The organism is Bacillus sp. CR71 (assembly GCF_003429245.1).
GTDB classification, from domain to species: Bacteria; Bacillota; Bacilli; order Bacillales; family Bacillaceae_G; genus Bacillus_A; species Bacillus_A thuringiensis_S.
In genome coordinates, this window is record NZ_CP031748.1 from 5791251 (window position 1) to 5812784 (window position 21534).

Below are 21534 nucleotides of genomic sequence, written 5' to 3' on the forward strand. Positions count from 1 at the left end.
GGGAAGAATGATGCTTGGGGTTTTCAAAAAAAATATTAATAAAACAAACACCAGTATAATCGAATTAAGTAAGGACCAACAAATAACTTTTAATGTACCTACTAATTCTGAACTGAAAATTCAAATGGATATGCTACACATTTCAAAAGAAGATTTACAAGTTGTAAAAGTACTACAGCCTTTTATTTATGCAGAAATTGATTGGATTACTGAAAAATTCTATGCCAACATTACAAAACAACCTAATTTAATTACTATTATTGAACGTTACAGCTCTATTCCAAAACTAAAGCAAACTTTAAAAACACATATTAAAGAATTATTCAGCGGCAATATGCATGAAGATTTTATTGAACAGCGTGTTAGGATTGCCAAACGACATGTACAAATTGGCTTACATCGAAAATGGTATACTGCTGCTTATCAAGAATTATTCCGCTCTATTATGAAGATTTTGCAAACAAAAATAACAACAATCGATGATTTTTCCTATTCTATAAATGTCATAAATAAATTATTCACTCTTGAACAAGAACTTGTTCTTGCAGCTTATGAATCTGAATATGAAAGAATGCAAAAAGAGCATGAGAAAGAAAAAGAACTAACTGCTATGACAATTACGCATATCGCAACAGAACTAGCTGCTGTATCTGAAAAGACAAGCTCTTCTATTCAAAAACTAACCGCTAAGTCTGAAACTATTGTAGAGATTGCTAAAACAGGTACATCATTAGCTACAACATCTGAAGAAAAAGCGAATAAAGGGAAAGAACAATTAAACCAGCAAAACAAACGAATGGGATCTATTCAAATGAATATGGAAACGATTATTACAGATACTCATGAACTTCTCGATATTTCTAACAAAATTAACGAAATCATAGATATCGTTAAATCGATCGCGGAGCAAACAAATTTACTCGCACTAAATGCTGCTATCGAGTCTGCACGTGCTGGAGAATTTGGGAAGGGGTTTTCTGTTGTTGCTGGTGAAATCCGAAAATTATCAGAGCAAACGAAAGAATCGATATTTAACGTTACAAAGCTCGTCGAAAAAACAAATGAACAAATTACCCGTGTCTCGTCTTCCGTGAAACAAATTAGCTCTCTCGTATCGGAAGGAACGGATAGTATGTCGGCAACAGATCGATACTTCCAAGAAATTGTAAAAGATATGTCTAACTCAAAAGAACAGAATAAGAAAATTGAACATGAGCTACAAGCTATTTCACAAGTCATGAAAGGAATTCAAGATGATTCCTCACAAATGGCTCTAACAGCCGATAATTTGCAACTAGAACTAAATCGATAAGACAAAATTCAGGTCAGGCATACTTTTCATCTGCACTGACTACTAAATTTCATCTTCCATCAAAAAAAGAATCCAGAATGGATTCTTTTTACTTTCTGAAAAATATTTTTTGACAATACACATAACTCATATAAACACCAAAGCTCTGCAAAATAAACAATGCCGGCATAATTACATTGTAATATGCCATATCTACTTGGAAGAGCTTTAACAATACGTAGCCACTAATTAAAAATAAGAACAACATATATCCCTCATTTTGTTGTTTCTTAATTAGGAAGTGTAATAGAGCTATAGTCATAAACAATGTTACGGCTATATATATCAGTTTTTCACATTTGAAAAGAATAGAATTTATCCCCTCCTCTGAAAACTGATTTATCATAGGTTCTAAAAGTTTAAATCTTTCTCCCTCAATCTCTTTTAACTTTTGATCAATATGCTCTGTTACACTTTGATTTTTCGATATTTTTTCCTCATGTTGCGTTTTTCCAATTAAGACAGATTGAACATACGTCTCATTCGCAATCGTATATTGTGACAGTCCCATTGTCTTAATTCCATAATTCACACTAAAATGAGCACTATAAAATAGAATAAGTATCCCTATCATCTTTAGTAACACTTTTTGTTTCGTTGCTGATTGAAACACTTCAATTAATAATATATATACCGTGATAAAAATAGGAAGAAATAATCCCATTGGGAAAATCATATTACTAAATGCAAATAAAATCGCTGAAAACAACCACATATAAGGATGATCTAATCCGTTATATAAAAGTATGTAACAAGCAAAATAAAATAAAAATATTGCAAGTGACTCAGGAGTTAATACGGAACTCATGAATATATTTGGAATATACAGAGCATAAAATATAGAAGCAATACGCCCGCATTCTTCTCCAAAAACCATTGCCGCAATACGATAAATAAAAAATGCGGTTCCTGCGCAAAATAACACATTAAATAGTTGTAAAGCGAATAATGTATCACCAAATATACGAATAATTACTGACTCATATATAATAAAAGGCAAATGAGTTACAGTCCCTATATTATTACCAATTGCAATCTGCTTTGCAGACTCATACATCACTTTCATATCACCAATTATTGGAGCATCTACAAATAACAGCATACTAAATCTCACAACTATAGATATACTTATAAGAAAAATAAGAAATTGTTTATCTGTAAAACGATATTGTAGGATTGATGCCACTAACAAAATGAGTATGACGAAAATTGCCAGTATGATTGTTACACTTGTTGTACTTCCTCCAAAAAATTGCTTACTTGTCTCAAATGCTGCCCAACAACTATAAACAAAAAATGCGAGCATCGCACCGATCGTAATTTTATTGAAGAAAGATGAAAAATTTGTTTGTATATGATTCATATGTCCATTGCACCTCTATTTCCATTCATAACAAAACGATTCTATCATGAATGGGTACATGGCTGATAGGGAATTTCTATGATAAATACATAGTCATTACTTTTTTACTTGCAATGTAAGCGAATCCTCTTTTACACTACATTTTAGATAAAATAAATTTTCTTTCAGTTATATGAATACAAATACAGAAGTTTAAATCATTCTCTTTTGGAATACACTTTACTTCATTAAATATCTAATATGAGTACTCCGCTTACACATATTATTCTGATTGAAAACAGACTATAGGGGCTGAATATATGGAAAAGAAATTCATGCGAGAATCTAAAGCAATTAAGACAACACGTGTTTTTCCTAACGATTTAAATAATCACCAAACACTTTTTGGAGGGAAATTATTAGCAGAAATTGATAGTATTGCTTCAATTGCGGCTGCAAGACATAGTCGTAAACATTGCGTAACAGCATCTATTGATTCAGTTGATTTTTTAACTCCAATTCACCAAGCTGATTCTGTTTGTTATGAAGCATTTGTATGTTATACAGGGAAATCTTCAATGGAAGTTTTCGTAAAAGTAATCGCAGAAAATTTATTAGCAGGCGAGCGTAGAATTGCTGCTACTTGCTTCATTACATTTGTGGCGATAAAAGATGGAAAACCTTCGTCCGTACCACAAGTACTCCCTGAAACTCAGGAAGAACATTGGTTACACACAACCGGTTTAGAACGCGCGGAAAACCGAAAAAAGGGACGTTTAAAAAGTAAAGAGATGGCTGAAGTTTTAACTTTAAGTAAGCCTTGGAATATTTAACATAATCTTCTCATCATACATGCACAGGTCCTTCCTTGCATGTATTTTTTATTATAAAAAATACTATCGCTTGCCTTTGTATCAGTGGCTTCCTCTTAAAATCACCCATCAGTTTTTCCTTTATTTTCTTATACTTTTAATGGTATATTAAGTAAAGTTGTTTATAAATAACCATAATATAGTTAAATATGTAAGGGGTGGTGCGGTAATGTCTATCGAGGTACCAATTTCAATACCAAAAACTTTGATTATTATTCCAGCCTATAATGAGGAAGAAGCAATTGCAGATACATTAACAAGATTACTAGAACTAAAACAACATTTTACAGCGTTAAGCATTTGCGTTATTAATGATGGCTCACAAGATAAAACAGCTCAAATCGTAAAAAATTTCCCTGTTCATCTTATTAATCTACCATATAATCTGGGCATCGGTTCAGCTGTACAAACTGGCTATAAATACGCATATGAGAATGGATATGATATTGCAATTCAGTTCGATGCTGATGGACAACATAATCCGGATGATTTATACAAAATTATACAGCCTATTGCTGAAGGCCAATGCGATATGGTGCTAGGTTCACGTTTTACAGAAAAAACAGCTTATAAAGGTAGTATTTCAAGAAGAATCGGTATTTTTTATTTTACTGCCCTACTGAAAGTGTTAACGAAACAAACATTTATGGATCCAACTTCTGGATATCGTGCTATCAATCGAGAAGTAATTACAATTTTTGCACACAATTATCCAAAAGATTATCCAGAACCAGAAGTTCTTATTCATTTAAAAAAGAAAAAACTTCGCATTAATGAGATATCTGTAAATATGCAAGAGCGACAAGGTGGACAATCTTCCATCACACCTCTTAAATCTGCATATTACATGATTAAAGTAAGCCTTGCTATATTGATGCAAAAAATCGTGAAAGGTTGATAGTGAATGCATATAATTACCTTTTCATTCATCTTTATTTTGTTATTATTCTTCTTAATTATTAATTCTATTCGTCGCGGGGCTTTAGAAACAAAATATGCTATTTTGTGGATTTTTGTTTGTGTTGCAATGGCTATTTTAAGTTCTACTGATAAAATTATAAATTGGATTGGAAAACTATTAAAAGTAGAATATCCACCATCCATCTTATTCTTATTTGGATTATTATTCTGTTTCATCTTAATTTTTGACCTAACAAGAAAAATTTCTAAGCTACACCATCAACTTGTAACATTAACGCAAGATTATGCATTATTAAAGCAAAAATTAAAAGGAACGCAAACTAAAACAGATAGCGAATAATTTTTTTACATTCAAATATTATATTATACAAAAAAGCACCTTGATTCTTCTACGAATCAAGGTGCTTTTTCATTGCAAACTATTTGTTTCTAATTAATAATTTACTAATTTTCATAACCGTTGCTACAGTTCCTACTCCAATTATAATAAATAAAAATGGAATTAATGGTAATGCATATCTTTCATATGCGGCATAAAAACAAGTTAAAGCTGTTTGCAGTAAAAGGATTGACCATAAAAATGTAGTCTCTCTCCACCTTTTTAAAAGGAAGATAAATGAAAGTATTGTACATATTAAAAACATCGTCTTAATAAAATTATGTATTTCATTCATATCCTTTGCAGAAACATTGAATACTTCAATATTATGCTCTATAGAATAATACGGTTTTTTCCACATAATTTCTGGCTTCAAGATTAAATAACTCTCTATCATGGAATTCCTATCTCTGTTCCACCATTCTTTCATTTTATCTTTCGCTATTTTTTCTTCTAATTCCATAAATTCATGTGCTTCTAGGTTAGGGTACTTTGCGTGTAATTCTACTTCAAGTTCTGCCATATTCTTACCTTCTGGGTAACCTTTCCCTTGATACGTTCCCAGTAATAACGGATTCCCTGCCCCAGCAGTTAGTGGAATAAACTTATCAAATTGAATATAATTGCGGGCCCACCATGGTCCAAGTACGATAAGTCCTATTCCTACACTTATAATCGCTTGCTTCATCATAATGCGGAATGGATAGCGCTTCATTAAGAGATATATAAATAATGGTATTGGATATAAAGCAACTTGTACGCGTAAGTACAATGCTAAAAAGTAGAAAATTAATACAATTAGGAAATGTTTCGTTTTATGAGTATCAGCTAATTTTAAACTCCAATATAATAATCCTAATGAAAAGAATAGAAACGGTCCTTCAGTTAAAGTTAAATTTTCCACAACAATCTCTGGAGGATACACAGCTAATAAGAAAGCACCTATTAATCCTGCAGCGGGATTCAATAAATAAGTACCAATCTTATAAGTTAGTAAAATACTAAGTACCCCTAATAGGATAATAATTAATTTAGCTACAAAAAGGCCTTCATTGCCATTTCCAAAAAAGTAAAATACAGTAGCTAAAAACGCTGGAAAACCTGGCATAATATGAATAGTTGGTTTATCCGGCTCATGATATGTTAACATTCCTGTTTCCAATAAAATAGTTGCCGTTTTTTGATAACCTAGATCATCGCTAGCTAGAGTCAAATCTGCACCATGTGTTTGTAAAGTTGCAAAACGAAGCGCAAAACCGACTATCATAATAATCCCTAAAAGGATTACATTAGATTTGCGAGTAAATCGCCTTAACATCTCATCTTCTCCCTTCAAATACATAATTTTCAAATTATATTTCTATATTTTTACAAGACAATATATTCTATAATAAATACTTTTTATACAAAGTACAATAATAGAAAGTTGATTTACAAAGTTTATATGCGTTAAACTGATACAGATGTTCTTGTAATCTTCTTCCTTTCAAAAGGCTTGTATATATGGTGCAAGACATAAAAAATTTGAGGAGATAAAAATTCTATGATGGAACAAAAACAACTTGTTTCTGTTGTCATACCCCTGTATAACACAGAAAAATATATTGAAGAAACGATGCATTCGATACTGGATCAAACATATAAAAACATTGAAATTGTAATTGTAGATGATGGAAGTAAAGATCAATCACCTTCTATCGTAAAAAACCTTGCAGAAAAATATCCGGGTCAAGTAAAGTACGTTCACCAAAAAAACCAAGGTGTTTCAGTAGCTCGTAATACAGGGATTGAAAATGCTAGCGGAGAATACGTCGCTTTCCTTGATAGTGACGACTTATGGCATCCAACTAAAATTGAGAAACAAATCGAGAGTATGCATAAAAACAACATGGACGCGTGCTATTGTGGTTATATGAATTTCTACGAAGAAACAGGCGAAAAGGTTGAGCATACAACAAACTTTATTAAAGGTGATATGGCAAAAGCATTCTTAACACACCAAGTTGTTGCTCAAACAAGTACTTGGATTTTCAAACGCTCTATCGCAATGAATCATAATATCCGTTTTACACCAGGATGTAGCTGGGGAGAAGACTTGGAGTTTTTATTTAAACTAATGAGTGTGACAAATGTATGCTATGTCGATGAATATTTAACATATTATAGAATCTTATCAGAAGGAAATCTTTCTTCTAAATATAAAGATTACGAATTAAAAACAACTAAAGAACTGGAAGTATTCAATCGTATGAAAGACTGGGTACATAATAAATCTCAAGACTTCATTACGAAAGACCCTCAGTCACTTATTGAGATTCTTGAGACTTATTTATTCCCTTATACGGTTATCAATAATGCTTGTATATACATTAAAGAAAACTCTCAATTAAATAATGCCCAAGTTCAATTAATCAAAAAAGATATAAAGAAATATTGCCGTAAAATCTATTCAAAAAACGGAAAGCGTAGTAAAAAACTATATGCAATGCTTTGGTTTGTACGAATTAAATTTCTGTTTTCTTAAACTGAAAATATAGTACTCACCTCTCTTTCCGTAAACAAATCAAATTTACAAATAGGACAGACAAAAAAGGTCCTAAAGAATAGAAAGGTTTTTTCCCATGAAAACAAATAAGATTCTTAAAAATGCCTCCTACCTATTTGTAGGAAATATTACTGTTCGATTTGTACTTGCTATCGCGACGATTCTCTTTGCAAGATACGTGTCTCCCGGTGAGTATGGAATGTTTACAACTGCATTAGCAGTTTCCGCTGTTATTTGTTATTTCACAGATGCGGGTTTGACACATACGTTTATGCGTGAAGGAACGAGAAAGGATGCAAATATTAGCGTACTAATCAGTAGTTATTTACGCATTCGTTTCGTATTAGCTGTCGTAATTTCTGTACTCTTCGCTATTTTTGCTCAGTTCTTCTATACGGATGCCTACTTACGCGCCATGGTATATTGGGTTGTATTACCAACAATGTTTGGAGCAACTTTACAAGGCGTTGGAATGGCTTATTTCCAAGTAACAGAACGTATGCAATTTACAGCGATTATTTCTGTACTACAAGGTGTAACAGCCGCTGCTGCGCTTCTACTAGGAATGTCATTGAAATGGTCACTTATGACAGTCGCTGCCATGTACGGGATATCTAGTCTTGTAACAGGAGTCATTGCCTTCATAATGGTACTCCGCCATACGACAGTTCATAAGGGCTGGGACAAAGGGATTTTAGATCAACTGCTGATTTTCACAATCAATGGCATTATCATTATGCTTTTACCGCAGTTAGGCCCTATTATATTAGAAAAAGTTTCGACATATGAGCAAGTTGGATTCTTTGGAGCTGCATCGAAAATACCTGCAGTCCTTTATCAAATACCTGGTGTAATTGCAGCAGCCTTCTATCCAAAGTTATTTGCGTTTGGAAATGAAAAAAATATTGATGAACATAGAAAACTATCTCAGTTTGAATTAAAACTGATGTCTTTCTTAGGAATGGGGATCTCCATTCCATTTATCGCTAATCCAAGCTTTTGGATTGTTACTTTATTAGGTGAAGAATATGCGCCAGCTGGTGATGCTCTTGCCATTTTAGCCTTTATGGTCATTCTACAATCTATTAACTACCCACTTGCTGATAATTTAACGACCATTGGTCAACAATGGAAACGTGCAACAACAATGGGAATCGGACTAGCTGTTGCCGTTATAAGTTACATCGCCTTAGGTAGTCAGTTCGGAATGATGGGAGCCGCTATTGCTGCTATCCTTACCGAGATTACGTTACTAATCGGATTCACTCTATTTGTTCGTAAAGGCTTCTCGTTACTATTTAAAGGGATTATATTCAATACCTTAGCCTTTATAATCAGCCATATTTTATACCGCACAATATTAATTGCCTTACCGCCACTAGTTGCTTTAACAATTACTGGTATATTATACGGTATTATCGGTCTTGCAATCGATCCACAAATACGCGTATTGATTTTAGGATTTATAAATAAAAAGCTGGCTCGAAAATAAATAAAAATAAAAACTTCAAATCAAATTTGAAGTTTTTATTTTTATCTTCTTCACTTAGAAAATGAGCCCTTTTTCAATCTATATCTTAAATTGACTTGCCTTTCTGGAATGATTATACTTGGAAACGAACAGCACTAGATGTCTAACACCTATTATTAAGGTAATTCATAGTTAATTCTTCATGTAAATATTAACTATTCACGCCCTAAATTTTCCACAAATTGCACAAATGAACACTTTATTAATACTATTAAAAATCGCCGATTCATACATAGTTTTTCTTCATCATAAAACGATATCCAGAGGTGAAGAATGTGGCAATTGCATTTAAGGAGGCTTATTTATTTAATGACTTCAGAAGTAAATAAAAGAACATTTTTCACTAAAAGCACACTTATTATTATTCCATTATTAATAATATGTGCATTTGCTTTTCATTACTTTTTCCTAAAATCAGACAGTGTATTTTCTAGTACGGGAGATGCATTATCACAATTCAGTTTCTTTACATTCCTTTTACAACACGCATTTAAAGATGGAAATTTATTTTGGTCTTGGGATTATGGCTTAGGTGGGGATTTATTCGGAGAATTTAGTTATTACTATAGTACAGCACCATTTTTCTGGCTTACGCTTCTACTTCCTAAACTAAATTTTGACCAAATCTTTGAGATGAAACTATATATGAGCATTTTAAAAAGTACATTAGCTATGTTATTCATGTATGGTTCTTTACGTTATCACAATAAAACTATTTTTTCTTCTCTCATTTCTGCCATTATATATGGAGGATGTGTAACTTTCATTCGCCATTCTTTATTATGGGATTTCATGGCAGATGCTATAGTGTTTTTACCTTTAGTACTATGGGGATTAGATAAATATATTTTAGAGCGAAAAAAGGGATTATTCCTGTTTGCAACAGCACTTATGCTTGCATCAAATTTCTATTTCGCTTTCATTACTAGTATTTTTATCTATATTTATGCCTTTTTCCAATATTTCGCTACACAGCAGAACAAAACAATTAAAACATTTATAATTTATTATATTAGAATTGCTTTTCTGTATGCTTTATCACTAGGTTTATCTGCTGTTTGCTTTATACCATCTGTAAATGGTGTATTTAGTTCCGATCGACTCGCTACAAAATTTACTATACCGTTATTTTTTGAAGATACGTTTTATAAAAACTTAATGGAAAGTATCTTTTTCATTAATAATACAGAGGATTATCAGCTTGCATTCCCTGTTTTCATCCTCTTCCTTATTACTAGCGCGCTTCTAATACGCAATAAACTTGTCACAAATAAATTACTCTTTACTGGGTTTATGTTAGTGCTATATATGCTTCCATATACGTATTCCATATTTAATGGCTTTTCTGCTATGCAATACAGATGGTTTTACTTATTTGCATTTGTGGTTGCGCAAACTGTCGCCTACATTTTAGATTGGATGCTGCTTCACAAAAAGAAGGTCAATTCTTTAATAGGTCCTTTGCTAGCAACAGCACTATTTATTTACGCATTCTATAGAAAAGTAAATATAAACGCACAGCCGCTACAAACGATTGATAAAATTTTAATTTGCACTACTGTATTATCCATTATTACAATATTACTATGGCGCTATTTATCAAAAGTAGCCCTACAATGTTTCATTGTATTAAATGTACTCGTCAATGTAATATTTATTAATTACTTCTATTCAGATTTTGCTCTTAGTAAACACTTTAATCAAGCAGGCGTGACAAAAGAATCATTACATGGACCAGGTCTTGATAATAAGGATGAAATTGAAGCAATTCGTTATATACAAAATCAAGATAAAGATTTTTATCGAATTATCAATCCAAACAATAATTATAAAAATACGCCTATGTTGCAAGGTTATCATGGTACAAGTACTTATCAAAGCTTAGTCAATTATCATATTCATGACTTTATGAAGAATAAGTACAATGTTTTCCAAGGATATGATAGCCCATCTATGTTCTTCCAGTTAGATAAACGATTATTCCTTGAGAACATGCTAGGGGTAAAATATTATGTACTAAGTGACGGTGCTAATAAAACCGAAATTCCTTATGGCTATAAGCATTTACAACAAGTAGGTCCTTACAACATTTATAAAAATGAATTTGCACTACCATTAGGCTATGTATACGAAGCTGGAATAAGTGATGAAGAATTTTCAAAACTTAATTTTGCCGAGAAAGATCAACTTTTATTAGATGCTGTAGTTGTAAATGATGTTGGAAGTCTTCCACTAAAACAATTTAATACAAAACAGCTAGATTCAAAACAAATTAAGATTAATCCAAATAAAATGAAGTGGGAAAATATAGAGAAAGAGAAAGATATACTCACTGTTCATGAAAATGGGCGTATAATAGTACCTATTGATAATAACGATATGTTAGGTGATCTTCTTGTTGAAATTAAAATTAGAAATATAAACAAGGAATCATTTGGGGTTACCGTGAATGACAAATCTATGATAAAAGGTAATGAAGATGGAGCTTATGCTTATCCTTTAGAAAGATTTGTTTACAACTTAGGAAAAGATGCGAAGCCAACCGAGCTAATCATTTCTATTCCTACTCCTGGTCAATATGAGTTGAAAGACTTACAAATCAACAGTACTAACTATCAGACTATCCCGAAAAAAGTAAATACTTTAAAAGAAAATAGTCTACAAAATATTTACTATGAAGGTAACTCCTTAAAAGGTGATATTAATTCTACTAAGGATGGATTGCTATATTTATCGGTACCGTATAGTAAAGGATGGTCAATAAAAGTTGACGGTAAAGAAACAGAATTTACGAAGGCTAATTCCGCCTTTATTGGCGTTCCTATTTCCAAAGGGCAACATATAGTTGAAATGAAATACGTCACACCTTATTTCAAAATGGGTCTCGTTATTTCTATCATTTCATTTATCATTTGCATCTCGCTTCTAGTTCTTGGAGATCCGAAAAGATATTCAAAATTAAAAAATCGTTTTAAAAAAAGTTATTAAAGTAAAGTGAAGTAAAAGTTGAAGATCATTGCTTCACTTTTACTTCATGCCCAGTTTAAAATTACACCTAAGGAGGTCCTAACATGACCCTTTCAATAGTAGTACCATGCTACAATGAAGAAAAGGTGCTTCGAGCCTTTTATTCAGAGACTTCTCTTGAAATTCATAAATTAACTACCGATTATGAATTTGTTTTTGTTAATGATGGTAGTAAAGATGATACATTAAATATTTTACGTGATTTAGCTAGTTCAGATTCATCGGTACACTATATATCGTTTAGTCGAAACTTCGGAAAAGAAGCTGCAATGTTAGCTGGCTTAAAATACGCTACAGGCGATGCCATTGTTATTATGGATGCTGACTTACAACACCCTCCTACGTTAATAAAAGAACTGTTAGAAGGATATAACGATGGCTACGACCAAGTCATTGCAAAAAGGACAAGAACTGGTGATTCACCCGTTCGCTCTTTCGTCTCTCGTCTTTACTATAAGGTGATGAATAAGTTTGTAGATATTGAATTAGTAGATGGTATTGGTGACTTTAGACTTTTAAGTCGAAGAGCAGTGGATTCATTAGTATCCTTAAGTGAGTACAACCGATTTTCAAAGGGCTTATTCTCTTGGATTGGTTATAACGAATTAATTATTGAATATGAAAATGTATTACGTTCTGATGGAGAAAGTAAATGGACCTTCTCGAAATTATTAAATTACGGAATTGATGGTGTAATTTCATTCAATAATAAACCGTTACGCCTATCTATATATCTTGGATTACTAACAACCATTTTTGGACTTTTATATGTAATCACTACGTTCGTTCAAATTATCCTTGGTGGTGTGGAAGTTCCTGGTTACTTTACTCTCATTTCCGCTATACTATTTATTGGCGGTATTCAACTCATATTCCTAGGTGTTATTGGTGAATATATCGGTCGTATTTATTATGAAACAAAACGTAGACCGCATTTTATTGTAGCTGAAAAGAAAGTTAGTGAAGTTAAACAAAAGGCATAACAAAAAAGTTACTTCTGTAGGTAGAAGTAACTTTTTTATATACTAACATTTACACACCCTTTTTTTGCATAGATATAATCATTTCTTTTAGCCCATTATAATACGAAGTTTTTGGTATATCCCCGATATACCTCTCATATTTCTCCCCGCTTAATACAACTGGTTTTTCCGTCAAATATAGCATTTCCATAAATTCTTTCATCTGCTTATCAAACAGACCAATAAACTGGATCATTCCTCTTTTTACAGTTATTACTCGTTTCGTATATCCCGTTAATTCCCGTATGTGTTGAATCATTTCCTCACCTGTAATAACACCATAACCTGGTATGTTCCAATTTTGTCCATAGGCCTCATCATGTAAAGCTAATTCAACCATTGCTTTTGCACCATCTGGTGTAAAAATATATTCACGGGCAATCTTTTTATCTCCAACAAAGCTAGACATTTTATTTGCAAGTATTCCCTTTAATGTATGATGAACAAGTGTGCTTTCTGCATTTGGACCATAAAAGTCTGGGAAATGAGCAATAAACATTCGTACATTAGCTTGTTTTGCCATCTCTTCAAGTTGTAAACGAATCTTCCCTTTCTTTGTGTGTGGTCTTTTTTTAGCCTCTTCTTTTACAAGCCCTTCCCCTTGCCTTCCATACGCATAAATATTATCAACTATCCCTAGTTTGATACCGTAATGTTTCGATACCTCTAATATGTTTATTAATAATTTCTCTTGCTGTTTCTCCCAATCTGAATACGGAATATTTACAACATGAAATATAATATCAACATCTTTAGCAGCATTCATTATATCCTCTTTTACAAATACATCGCCGGCTACAACTTCTACATGTTTGTTCCCAGAAAATAATGCACCTAATCTCTCCTTATTTCTTGCAAAAGCAACCACATGAATCCCTCGGCCACATAATTCGTTTACAATTGCATAACCCATTGAACCAGAAGCACCTAATACTAAAGCCTTTTTCATTATAAATCCCCTCCTAAATTAATTAACCACTGTTCAATTAATATTAAAAAGAAAATCACTTACATAAGAAGCGATTTTGAAATAAACTCTACATGTACCTTAGCCAAACCTTGTAGTTCTTCAAACGTTTGGCCACTTCTGCAATAATGTGCTACAAATCCATGTAATGATAAAAAAACAGACCATATTATCATCGCATTTAATTCCCCATCACATAAAAAAGAAATAACCTTCGCAAATTTTTCATAACTAACATTAGGACTATTTGCCAAACACTCTTTTAATTCGGCATCTTTAATTAAAAACATAATTTCATAATGACTCTGATTTCTTAGACCAAATTCAATAAAACCGAATAAAACTGCTCTTAGTTGCTCTTCTCTCGATAACTTTTGATTACAAATTTCATCTAACTTTTTGTTTAATAATTGAAAATCCTGTTCCACCATTGCGTAAAATAGCTCTGCTTTGTTTTTAAAATGATAATAAATCGAACCATGGCTATATCCAAGTTCTGTTGCAATTTTGCGCATTGAAGTATGTTGATATCCTTGTGCTATAAATAGCTCCCTAGCTACATTCATAATCATTTCTCTTGTTAGTTCTTGTTTAACTGCTTTCCTTGGCGACATATTTCATACCTCACACATATAATTAACCACTGTTCAATTATATTATATATTTTCAGAAAATTAATGCAACTATTTTTTTGAAAAAATATACATTTTGAAATGATGGCATTATATGAAAGAATTTAGTATCATGATTCAAGGTACTATTTCAAGTTGGACGGAGGATACTATGAGCTTATTAACAGTTGAAAAATTAGGACATACATTTGGCGATCGTACATTATTTAAAGATGTATCTATGCGATTATTAGCAGGTGAGCACGTTGGATTAGTTGGTGCAAACGGTGTTGGTAAATCAACATTTATGAATATCATTACTGGTCAGCTTATTCATGACGAAGGTCGTGTAGAATGGACACCAGGCACACATTACGGTTACTTAGATCAGCATACGGTTTTAACGCCTGGACGTACAATTCGTGACGTACTAGCGGATGCATTTTTACCGTTATTCGAAAAGGAAACAGCTTTAAATGAAGTTACAGAAAAAATGGGAACTGCTACACCAGAAGAACTAGAAGAACTTCTTGAGCAAATGGCAGAAATACAAGATGCACTTGAAGCAGGTGGTTTCTATTTACTAGATATGAAAATTGAAGAGGCTGCACGTGGTCTTGGAATTGATGCTATTGGTTTAGATCGTGATGTTTCAGCACTAAGTGGTGGACAACGTACAAAAGTATTGCTTGCAAAGCTATTACTTGAACAACCAGAAGTGTTATTGCTTGATGAACCTACTAACTATTTAGACGTTGAACATATTCATTGGTTAACAACTTATTTAAAAGAATACCCACATGCATTCTTATTGATTTCTCATGATACGGAATTTATGAACAAATGTGTTGATGTTATTTTCCATCTAGAATTCACAAAAATGACACGCTATACAGCGACATATGAAAAATTCCTAGAACTAGCAGAAATCAATAAAAATCAACATATAAACGCTTATGAAAAGCAGCGCGAGTTTATCAAAAAGCAAGAAGACTTCATTGCAAAGAACAAGGCTCGTTATTCAACGACAGGTCGTGCAAAGAGTCGTCAAAAACAACTTGATCGCATGGAACTTATTGATCGTCCGGAAACAGCAATCAAACCTGAATTCTCATTTAAAGAAAGTCGTGCAAGTAGTCGCTTCGTCTTTGAAGGTGAAAATGTAGAAATCGGATATACACATCCGCTACTACCAAAGTTATCAATGACAATTGAGCGTGGTGAAAAAATTGCTATTGTTGGATGTAATGGTGTTGGTAAATCAACGCTACTAAAAACAATCTTAGGTAAAATTAAACCTTTAAACGGTAAAACAAGTCTTGGTGACTTCTTAGAGCCTGCATACTTTGAGCAAGAAGTTAAAGCTGATAATATAACACCAATTGATGATGTATGGAATACATTCCCTGGCCTAGACCAGCATCAAATTCGTGCGATGTTAGCGAAATGCGGATTAAAAAATGAACATATTTCTCGTCCATTAAGTCAATTAAGTGGTGGAGAACAAGCAAAAGTTCGTTTATGTAAGCTAATGGGTGAAGAAAGTAACTGGCTACTATTTGATGAGCCGACAAACCATCTTGATGTTACAGCAAAAGAAGAACTTAAGAAGGCTATGAAAGCATATAAAGGAACAATTCTCCTTGTATGTCACGAACCGGAATTCTATGAAGATTGGATCACAAAGGTTTGGGATGTAGAAAAATGGTCTCAAAATAGTAAGTAATCTTTAATAAAAAACTCCTTGTGTAGACAAGGAGTTTTTTATTAAGAATTTTTTATATTGTAGTATCCTATAAGGCGTAAGCGAAATTCTTTTAATTCCGGATAAACCTCTAAATTTGCTAACATACCTCTAATTACCGGAATTCTTGGATTAAGCAATCGCATTTCCGCCTCTAAAACATCTAATGTTACTAGCAGCTCATCGTCCTCTAATTGATCAGCTAGAGTACGCTTAAATCCAATAATTTCTTTTAAAAAATGCTCTTTAACCTGTTCCTTAATGAGCTCTGATTTACAAAGAAATTCTCCAAGCTTTTCTTCGTGTAAAATAGGTTCTTCCGAAGATTCTACCAAGCCATCTACTAAATTATCTACTCTTTTTAAAATAAAAGCAGAGATGTAAGATAAATCAATTTCTGTTGCTTGTAAAATAATTAATTCTAAATACCCACGGCATATGCCTTCCACCATAATTACTAAATCCAATAAATATGGCATAATCTTTTCATCATAAATGGACAATAAACTATTTCGATAAAATGCATGAGACTCTAACTTCATCCGCATCATAAATTCTTCCACTTCTTTATTAAACGGAATCGCATTTTCTCTCGCATGCATAATAATAAACTCTTTATGCTTTTGTATATCATTAAACTGACAATGTAATTGTTTTGCAAATTTTTCACGTGGTAACAAAGACTCTTGCTCAATATCCAGCATTTTCTTTTGAATTTTGTCATAATAATATCGAAGTGTCGCTAATAAAAGCTCATCTTTTGATTTAAAATATAAGTAAAAAGCTCCCTTAGATATACCACTAGCTGTCACAATTTCCTGCACTGATGTCGCATTTACACCCTTAGTAGCAAATAACTTCATAGCCGATTCTATAATTAAACGCTCTTTTTCTTTCATATCTTCTCTCCTAAATTTAATCTCGCATCTTATTATGGATTTATTATACCATCTCTTTTTATTGACGATTGACCAACTGGTCAGTTATATTATGTATTAGACTGACCAGTTGGTCAATATAATACAAAGGGAGCGCAAACATGAACAAAATCATCAATTTCTCGTTAAAAAATAAGTTCGCAGTTTGGCTACTAACCATTATTGTTACTATTGCGGGAATTTACTCTGGCCTCAATATGAAGCTGGAAACAATTCCTGATATTACAACACCGATTGTGACAGTAACTACGGTCTATCCTGGTGCTACACCAGAAGAAGTAGCCGATAAAGTTTCAAAGCCGATGGAAGAACAACTACAAAATTTAAGTGGTGTTAACGTTGTTAGCTCATCATCTTTTCAAAACGCATCTTCTATTCAAGTAGAATACGATTTTGATAAAAATATGGAAAAAGCAGAAACAGAAATTAAAGAAGCTCTCACAAATGTAAAGCTCCCTGACGGTGTTAAAGACCCTAAGGTTTCACGAGTAAACTTCAATGCTTTTCCTGTTATTTCGTTAAGCGTAGCAAGCAAGAATGAATCTTTAGCTATCTTAACTGAAAATGTAGAGAAAAATATTGTACCGGGCTTAAAAGGACTTGATGGTGTTGCATCTGTTCAAATTGCAGGCCAACAAGTAGATGAAGTACAGCTCGTCTTCAAGAAAGATAAAATGAAAGAACTAGGACTAAGTGAAGATACTGTAAAAAATGTAATTAAAGGATCGGATGTATCTTTACCACTTGGCCTATATACGTTTAAAGACACGGAAAAATCAGTTGTTGTAGATGGCAATATTACAACGATTAAAGCATTAAAAGAACTCAAAATCCCAGCTATACCTTCATCACCTAACGGTCAAGGTAGTCAAAATGCTGGCGCTGGTGCACAAACGCCGCAAATGAATCCAGCTGCTATGAACGGAATTCCAACAGTTACATTAGACGAAATTGCTGAAATTAAAGAAGTTGGGAAAGCAGAATCCATTTCTCGAACAAATGGAAAAGAAGCAATTGGAATTCAAATTGTGAAGGCCTCTGATGCAAATACAGTTGATGTTGTAAATGCAGTAAAAGATAAAGTAAAAGATCTTGAGAAAAAATATAAAGATTTAGAGATCATTTCAACATTCGACCAAGGTGCACCTATTGAAAAGTCAGTTGAAACAATGCTAAGCAAAGCAATTTTCGGTGCTATCTTTGCGATTGTTATTATTATGCTGTTCCTACGAAATATTCGAACAACGTTAATCTCTGTCGTTTCAATACCACTTTCGTTATTAATTGCTGTTTTAGTCATAAAGCAAATGGATATTACGCTTAACATTATGACGCTTGGAGCAATGACAGTTGCTATAGGCCGTGTTGTTGATGACTCAATTGTTGTTATTGAAAATATTTACCGACGTATGTCGTTATCAGAAGAGAAATTGCGCGGAAGAGATTTAATTCGTGAAGCTACGAAAGAAATGTTTATTCCGATTATGTCTTCTACCATTGTGACAATCGCTGTATTCTTACCGCTAGGACTTGTAAAAGGTATGATTGGTGAAATGTTCTTACCATTCGCCTTAACTATTGTCTTCGCTTTATTAGCATCGTTACTAGTGGCTGTTACAATCGTACCAATGCTTGCCCATTCCTTATTTAAGAAAGAAAGCACGAGGGAAAAAGAGGTACATCATGAAGAGAAACCAAGCAAATTAGCAAATGGGTATAAACGTATACTTGAATGGGCTTTAAATCACAAAATTATTACATCTAGTATTGCTGTCCTTCTATTAGTTGGTAGTCTCGCACTTGTACCGGTTATCGGTGTAAGTTTCTTACCTTCTGAAGAAGAAAAAATGATTATCGCAACATACAAACCTGAACCAGGTCAAACATTAGAAGACGTTGAAAAAATTGCAACGAAAGCTGAGAAGCACTTCCAAGATAATAAAGACGTGAAAACAATTCAGTTCTCATTAGGTGGAGAGAATCCAATGAGCCCTGGTCAAACAAATCAAGCTATGTTCTTCGTTCAATATGATAACGACACGAAAAACTTCGAAAAAGAAAAAGAAGAAGTCGTGAAAGATTTACAAAAAATGTCTGGAAAAGGTGAATGGAAAAACCAAGACTTCGGAGCAAGTGGCGGTAGTAACGAAATTAAACTATACGTTTACGGAGATAGCTCAGAAGACATTAAGCCTGTCGTAAAAGATATTCAAAATATCATGAAGAAAAATAAAGACTTAAAAGATATAGATTCTAGTATTGCAAAAACATATGCAGAGTACACTTTAGTCGCAGATCAAGAAAAGCTGAGTAAAATGGGCTTAACGGCTGCTCAAATTGGAATGGGACTTTCTAATCAACATGATCGCCCTGTTCTGACAACAATTAAAAAAGACGGTAAAGATATCAATGTATATGTAGAAGCTGAAAAACAAAATTATGAAACAATCGATGACTTAACAAATCGCAAAATTACAACACCACTTGGTAATGAAGTAGCTGTAAAAGATGTTATGACTGTAAAAGAAGGTGAAACATCGAATACAGTAACACACCGAGATGGCCGTGTTTATGCAGAGGTTAGTGCAAAATTAACATCTGATGACGTTTCAAAAGCATCTGCTGCAGTCCAAAAAGAAGTAGATAAAATGGATCTTCCTTCTGGTGTAGATGTTTCTATGGGCGGTGTTACTAAAGATATTCAAGAATCATTCAAGCAACTTGGCCTAGCGATGTTAGCTGCGATTGCCATTGTATACTTCGTTCTTGTCGTTACATTTGGCGGTGCCCTTGCACCATTCGCAATTTTATTCTCGCTACCATTCACAATTATTGGGGCCCTTGTTGCCTTATTAATCTCTGGTGAAACATTAAGTGTATCTGCAATGATTGGGGCGCTTATGTTAATCGGTATCGTTGTAACAAACGCAATCGTGCTTATCGACCGCGTTATTCATAAAGAAAATGAAGGTTTATCAACACGTGAAGCTTTATTAGAAGCTGGTGCAACACGCTTGCGTCCAATTTTAATGACTGCAATTGCAACAATCGGAGCTCTTATCCCGCTTGCATTAGGATTTGAAGGTAGCGGCTTAATTTCTAAAGGACTTGGTGTAACAGTAATTGGTGGATTAACAAGTTCAACGTTATTAACACTTCTTATTGTTCCAATTGTTTATGAAGTATTAAGCAAATTTAAAAAGAAAAAAACAAAATAGCAAAAAAATAACCTCGCTAACTGCGAGGTTATTTTTTATTTCCAAACAAGATTAAGAAATCGCCATAACCTTCTTTCTCTAATTCCTCTTTTGGAATAAATCTAAGAGCTGCGGAATTAATGCAGTAACGAAGCCCATTCGGTCCTGGACCGTCTGGAAATACATGCCCAAGATGCGAATCTCCCTCTTTACTTCTCACTTCTGTACGTGTCATATTATGACTCACATCCATCTTTTCTTTCACACTTGCTGACATAACTGGTTTTGTAAAACTAGGCCATCCACATCCACTATCAAATTTATCTAGAGAAGTAAACAACGGCTCACCTGAAACGATATCTACATAAAGACCTTCCTCTTTATGGTTCCAATACTCATTTCGAAATGGTGGTTCTGTACCATTTTCCTGTGTTACATAAAACTGCATCTCATTGAGTTTTTCTTTTAAATGAGCATTATCCTTTGGCCAATGTTCCTTAATAAAAGCATCTCGTCCTGAGCCTTTACGATATAACTCATAGCGGAATGTGTTTTTCTTATGATATCCTTGGTGATATTCTTCAGCTGGATAAAATGTAGCTGCTGGTAGTATTTTTGTCGCAATTGGTTTCGAAAAGCGCCCACTCTGCTCAAGCTCTTCTTTTGAAGCTTCTGCTTTTTTATGTTGTTCTTCATTATGATAAAAAATCACCGTTTCATAAGACTGTCCGCGGTCATGGAATTGTCCCCCAATATCGGTCGGATCAATTTGTCTCCAATATATATTTAACAATTCCTCATACGGCATTTTATTTGCATCAAATGTAATTTGTACCGCTTCATAATGTCCTGTTGTTTCCGAGCACACTTCTTTATACGTTGGGTCCTCTTTATGACCGCCTGTATAACCTGAAATAACCTGTATAATTCCCTCCATCTCTTCAAATGGAGAAACCATACACCAAAAACACCCTCCAGCAAATGTAGCCAATTCTACCTTTTCATTTACAGCCATTACTTCACCCCTATTCTATATTCTCCTTACAGTATGGCATAAGAAACATAATGTTATAAAAGAAAAAGCATC

At 33.4% G+C, this 21534-nt stretch carries 16 protein-coding genes and 1 pseudogene; 11 read left to right on the forward strand and 6 right to left on the reverse strand.

Translation table 11 applies throughout. The features are described 5' to 3' along the window. Positions 1–10 precede the first annotated feature (10 nt). Together DOS87_RS30665 and DOS87_RS30670 are read left to right on the forward strand one after the other, a co-directional pair. Positions 11–556 (forward strand): annotated as a pseudogene (locus DOS87_RS30665) (protoglobin family protein); the annotation flags it as partial. A gap of 54 nt (positions 557–610) precedes the next feature. Further along, a complete protein-coding gene (locus tag DOS87_RS30670; protein ID WP_370541919.1) occupies positions 611–1312 on the forward strand; it encodes a methyl-accepting chemotaxis protein in 702 nt (233 codons plus the stop codon). Between the two features lie 88 nt (positions 1313–1400). Here DOS87_RS30670 and DOS87_RS29320 read toward each other — a convergent pair whose 3' ends face one another. Continuing rightward, positions 1401–2714 (reverse strand): ArnT family glycosyltransferase, encoded by a 1314-nt coding sequence (locus DOS87_RS29320; protein WP_001015632.1) that lies wholly within the window; start codon positions 2712–2714, stop codon positions 1401–1403. Positions 2715–3013: 299 nt separating this feature from the next. Here DOS87_RS29320 and DOS87_RS29325 point away from each other — a divergent pair, with 299 nt between their 5' ends. From DOS87_RS29325 to DOS87_RS29335, 3 genes are all read left to right on the forward strand, one after another. Then, complete coding sequence (locus tag DOS87_RS29325; protein WP_000412126.1) at positions 3014–3526, forward strand: acyl-CoA thioesterase; 513 nt, start codon at positions 3014–3016, stop codon at positions 3524–3526. Between the two features lie 208 nt (positions 3527–3734). Beyond that, entirely contained in the window at positions 3735–4463 is a 729-nt protein-coding gene (locus DOS87_RS29330) for a glycosyltransferase family 2 protein (RefSeq protein ID WP_000021473.1), read from the forward strand. A gap of 6 nt (positions 4464–4469) precedes the next feature. Beyond that, positions 4470–4826, forward strand: a complete 357-nt coding sequence (locus DOS87_RS29335) for a DUF2304 domain-containing protein (RefSeq protein ID WP_000547569.1) — start codon at positions 4470–4472, stop codon at positions 4824–4826. Positions 4827–4905: 79 nt separating this feature from the next. Here DOS87_RS29335 and DOS87_RS29340 read toward each other — a convergent pair whose 3' ends face one another. Next, on the reverse strand, positions 4906–6183 hold the full coding sequence (locus DOS87_RS29340) for a glycosyltransferase family 39 protein (RefSeq protein ID WP_000946117.1): 1278 nt from the start codon (positions 6181–6183) through the stop codon (positions 4906–4908). A gap of 225 nt (positions 6184–6408) precedes the next feature. Between DOS87_RS29340 and DOS87_RS29345 the strand changes: the two genes are divergently transcribed. From DOS87_RS29345 to DOS87_RS29360, 4 genes are all read left to right on the forward strand, one after another. Beyond that, positions 6409–7389 (forward strand): glycosyltransferase family 2 protein, encoded by a 981-nt coding sequence (locus tag DOS87_RS29345; RefSeq protein WP_000970513.1) that lies wholly within the window; start codon positions 6409–6411, stop codon positions 7387–7389. Between the two features lie 97 nt (positions 7390–7486). Further along, positions 7487–8902, forward strand: a complete 1416-nt coding sequence (locus tag DOS87_RS29350) for an oligosaccharide flippase family protein (protein ID WP_098577936.1) — start codon at positions 7487–7489, stop codon at positions 8900–8902. 348 nt (positions 8903–9250) lie between these two features. Next, positions 9251–11929 (forward strand): YfhO family protein, encoded by a 2679-nt coding sequence (locus tag DOS87_RS29355; RefSeq protein WP_000200234.1) that lies wholly within the window; start codon positions 9251–9253, stop codon positions 11927–11929. Between the two features lie 83 nt (positions 11930–12012). Further along, positions 12013–12951 carry a glycosyltransferase family 2 protein gene (locus DOS87_RS29360; protein ID WP_000175828.1) on the forward strand — a complete coding sequence of 313 codons (939 nt, stop codon included), beginning with the start codon at positions 12013–12015 and terminating at the stop codon, positions 12949–12951. Positions 12952–13000: 49 nt separating this feature from the next. Here the strand turns inward: DOS87_RS29360 and DOS87_RS29365 are convergent, their stop codons facing one another. After that, positions 13001–13939 (reverse strand): NAD-dependent epimerase/dehydratase family protein, encoded by a 939-nt coding sequence (locus DOS87_RS29365; protein ID WP_000709952.1) that lies wholly within the window; start codon positions 13937–13939, stop codon positions 13001–13003. Positions 13940–13998: 59 nt separating this feature from the next. Continuing rightward, on the reverse strand, positions 13999–14571 hold the full coding sequence (locus DOS87_RS29370) for a TetR/AcrR family transcriptional regulator (protein WP_000074952.1): 573 nt from the start codon (positions 14569–14571) through the stop codon (positions 13999–14001). Positions 14572–14740: 169 nt separating this feature from the next. On the opposite strand from DOS87_RS29370, the gene DOS87_RS29375 reads away from it, so the two are divergent. Continuing rightward, the gene (locus DOS87_RS29375; RefSeq protein ID WP_002083531.1) at positions 14741–16294 is read left to right on the forward strand and encodes an ABC-F family ATP-binding cassette domain-containing protein; all 1554 of its coding nucleotides are present in this window, start codon (positions 14741–14743) and stop codon (positions 16292–16294) included. Positions 16295–16335: 41 nt separating this feature from the next. Here DOS87_RS29375 and DOS87_RS29380 read toward each other — a convergent pair whose 3' ends face one another. Further along, the gene (locus DOS87_RS29380; RefSeq protein ID WP_000659637.1) at positions 16336–17211 is read right to left on the reverse strand and encodes a TetR/AcrR family transcriptional regulator; all 876 of its coding nucleotides are present in this window, start codon (positions 17209–17211) and stop codon (positions 16336–16338) included. A 140-nt stretch (positions 17212–17351) separates the two neighbouring features. Here DOS87_RS29380 and DOS87_RS29385 point away from each other — a divergent pair, with 140 nt between their 5' ends. Next, positions 17352–20468 (forward strand): efflux RND transporter permease subunit, encoded by a 3117-nt coding sequence (locus DOS87_RS29385; protein ID WP_001033478.1) that lies wholly within the window; start codon positions 17352–17354, stop codon positions 20466–20468. A gap of 28 nt (positions 20469–20496) precedes the next feature. On the opposite strand, the gene msrB is transcribed toward DOS87_RS29385, so the two are convergent. After that, complete coding sequence (gene msrB / locus DOS87_RS29390) at positions 20497–21462, reverse strand: peptide-methionine (R)-S-oxide reductase MsrB (RefSeq protein ID WP_000290172.1); 966 nt, start codon at positions 21460–21462, stop codon at positions 20497–20499. Positions 21463–21534: the final 72 nt, after the last annotated feature.

Excerpts from the sequence above, each read along its gene's own strand:
- DOS87_RS29320 (WP_001015632.1), bottom strand. The coding sequence starts at position 2,714 with ATGAATCATATACAAACAAATTTTTCATCTTTCTTCAATAAAATTACG.
- DOS87_RS29340 (WP_000946117.1), bottom strand. The coding sequence starts at position 6,183 with ATGTTAAGGCGATTTACTCGCAAATCTAATGTAATCCTTTTAGGGATT.
- DOS87_RS29325 (WP_000412126.1), top strand. The coding sequence starts at position 3,014 with ATGGAAAAGAAATTCATGCGAGAATCTAAAGCAATTAAGACAACACGT.
- DOS87_RS29335 (WP_000547569.1), top strand. The coding sequence starts at position 4,470 with ATGCATATAATTACCTTTTCATTCATCTTTATTTTGTTATTATTCTTC.
- DOS87_RS29345 (WP_000970513.1), top strand. The coding sequence starts at position 6,409 with ATGATGGAACAAAAACAACTTGTTTCTGTTGTCATACCCCTGTATAAC.
- DOS87_RS29375 (WP_002083531.1), top strand. The coding sequence starts at position 14,741 with ATGAGCTTATTAACAGTTGAAAAATTAGGACATACATTTGGCGATCGT.
- DOS87_RS29380 (WP_000659637.1), bottom strand. The coding sequence starts at position 17,211 with ATGAAAGAAAAAGAGCGTTTAATTATAGAATCGGCTATGAAGTTATTT.
- DOS87_RS29385 (WP_001033478.1), top strand. The coding sequence starts at position 17,352 with ATGAACAAAATCATCAATTTCTCGTTAAAAAATAAGTTCGCAGTTTGG.
- DOS87_RS29360 (WP_000175828.1), top strand. The coding sequence starts at position 12,013 with ATGACCCTTTCAATAGTAGTACCATGCTACAATGAAGAAAAGGTGCTT.
- DOS87_RS29370 (WP_000074952.1), bottom strand. The coding sequence starts at position 14,571 with ATGTCGCCAAGGAAAGCAGTTAAACAAGAACTAACAAGAGAAATGATT.
- DOS87_RS29355 (WP_000200234.1), top strand. The coding sequence starts at position 9,251 with ATGACTTCAGAAGTAAATAAAAGAACATTTTTCACTAAAAGCACACTT.
- DOS87_RS29365 (WP_000709952.1), bottom strand. The coding sequence starts at position 13,939 with ATGAAAAAGGCTTTAGTATTAGGTGCTTCTGGTTCAATGGGTTATGCA.
- DOS87_RS29330 (WP_000021473.1), top strand. The coding sequence starts at position 3,735 with ATGTCTATCGAGGTACCAATTTCAATACCAAAAACTTTGATTATTATT.
- msrB (WP_000290172.1), bottom strand. The coding sequence starts at position 21,462 with ATGGCTGTAAATGAAAAGGTAGAATTGGCTACATTTGCTGGAGGGTGT.
- DOS87_RS29350 (WP_098577936.1), top strand. The coding sequence starts at position 7,487 with ATGAAAACAAATAAGATTCTTAAAAATGCCTCCTACCTATTTGTAGGA.
- DOS87_RS30670 (WP_370541919.1), top strand. The coding sequence starts at position 611 with ATGACAATTACGCATATCGCAACAGAACTAGCTGCTGTATCTGAAAAG.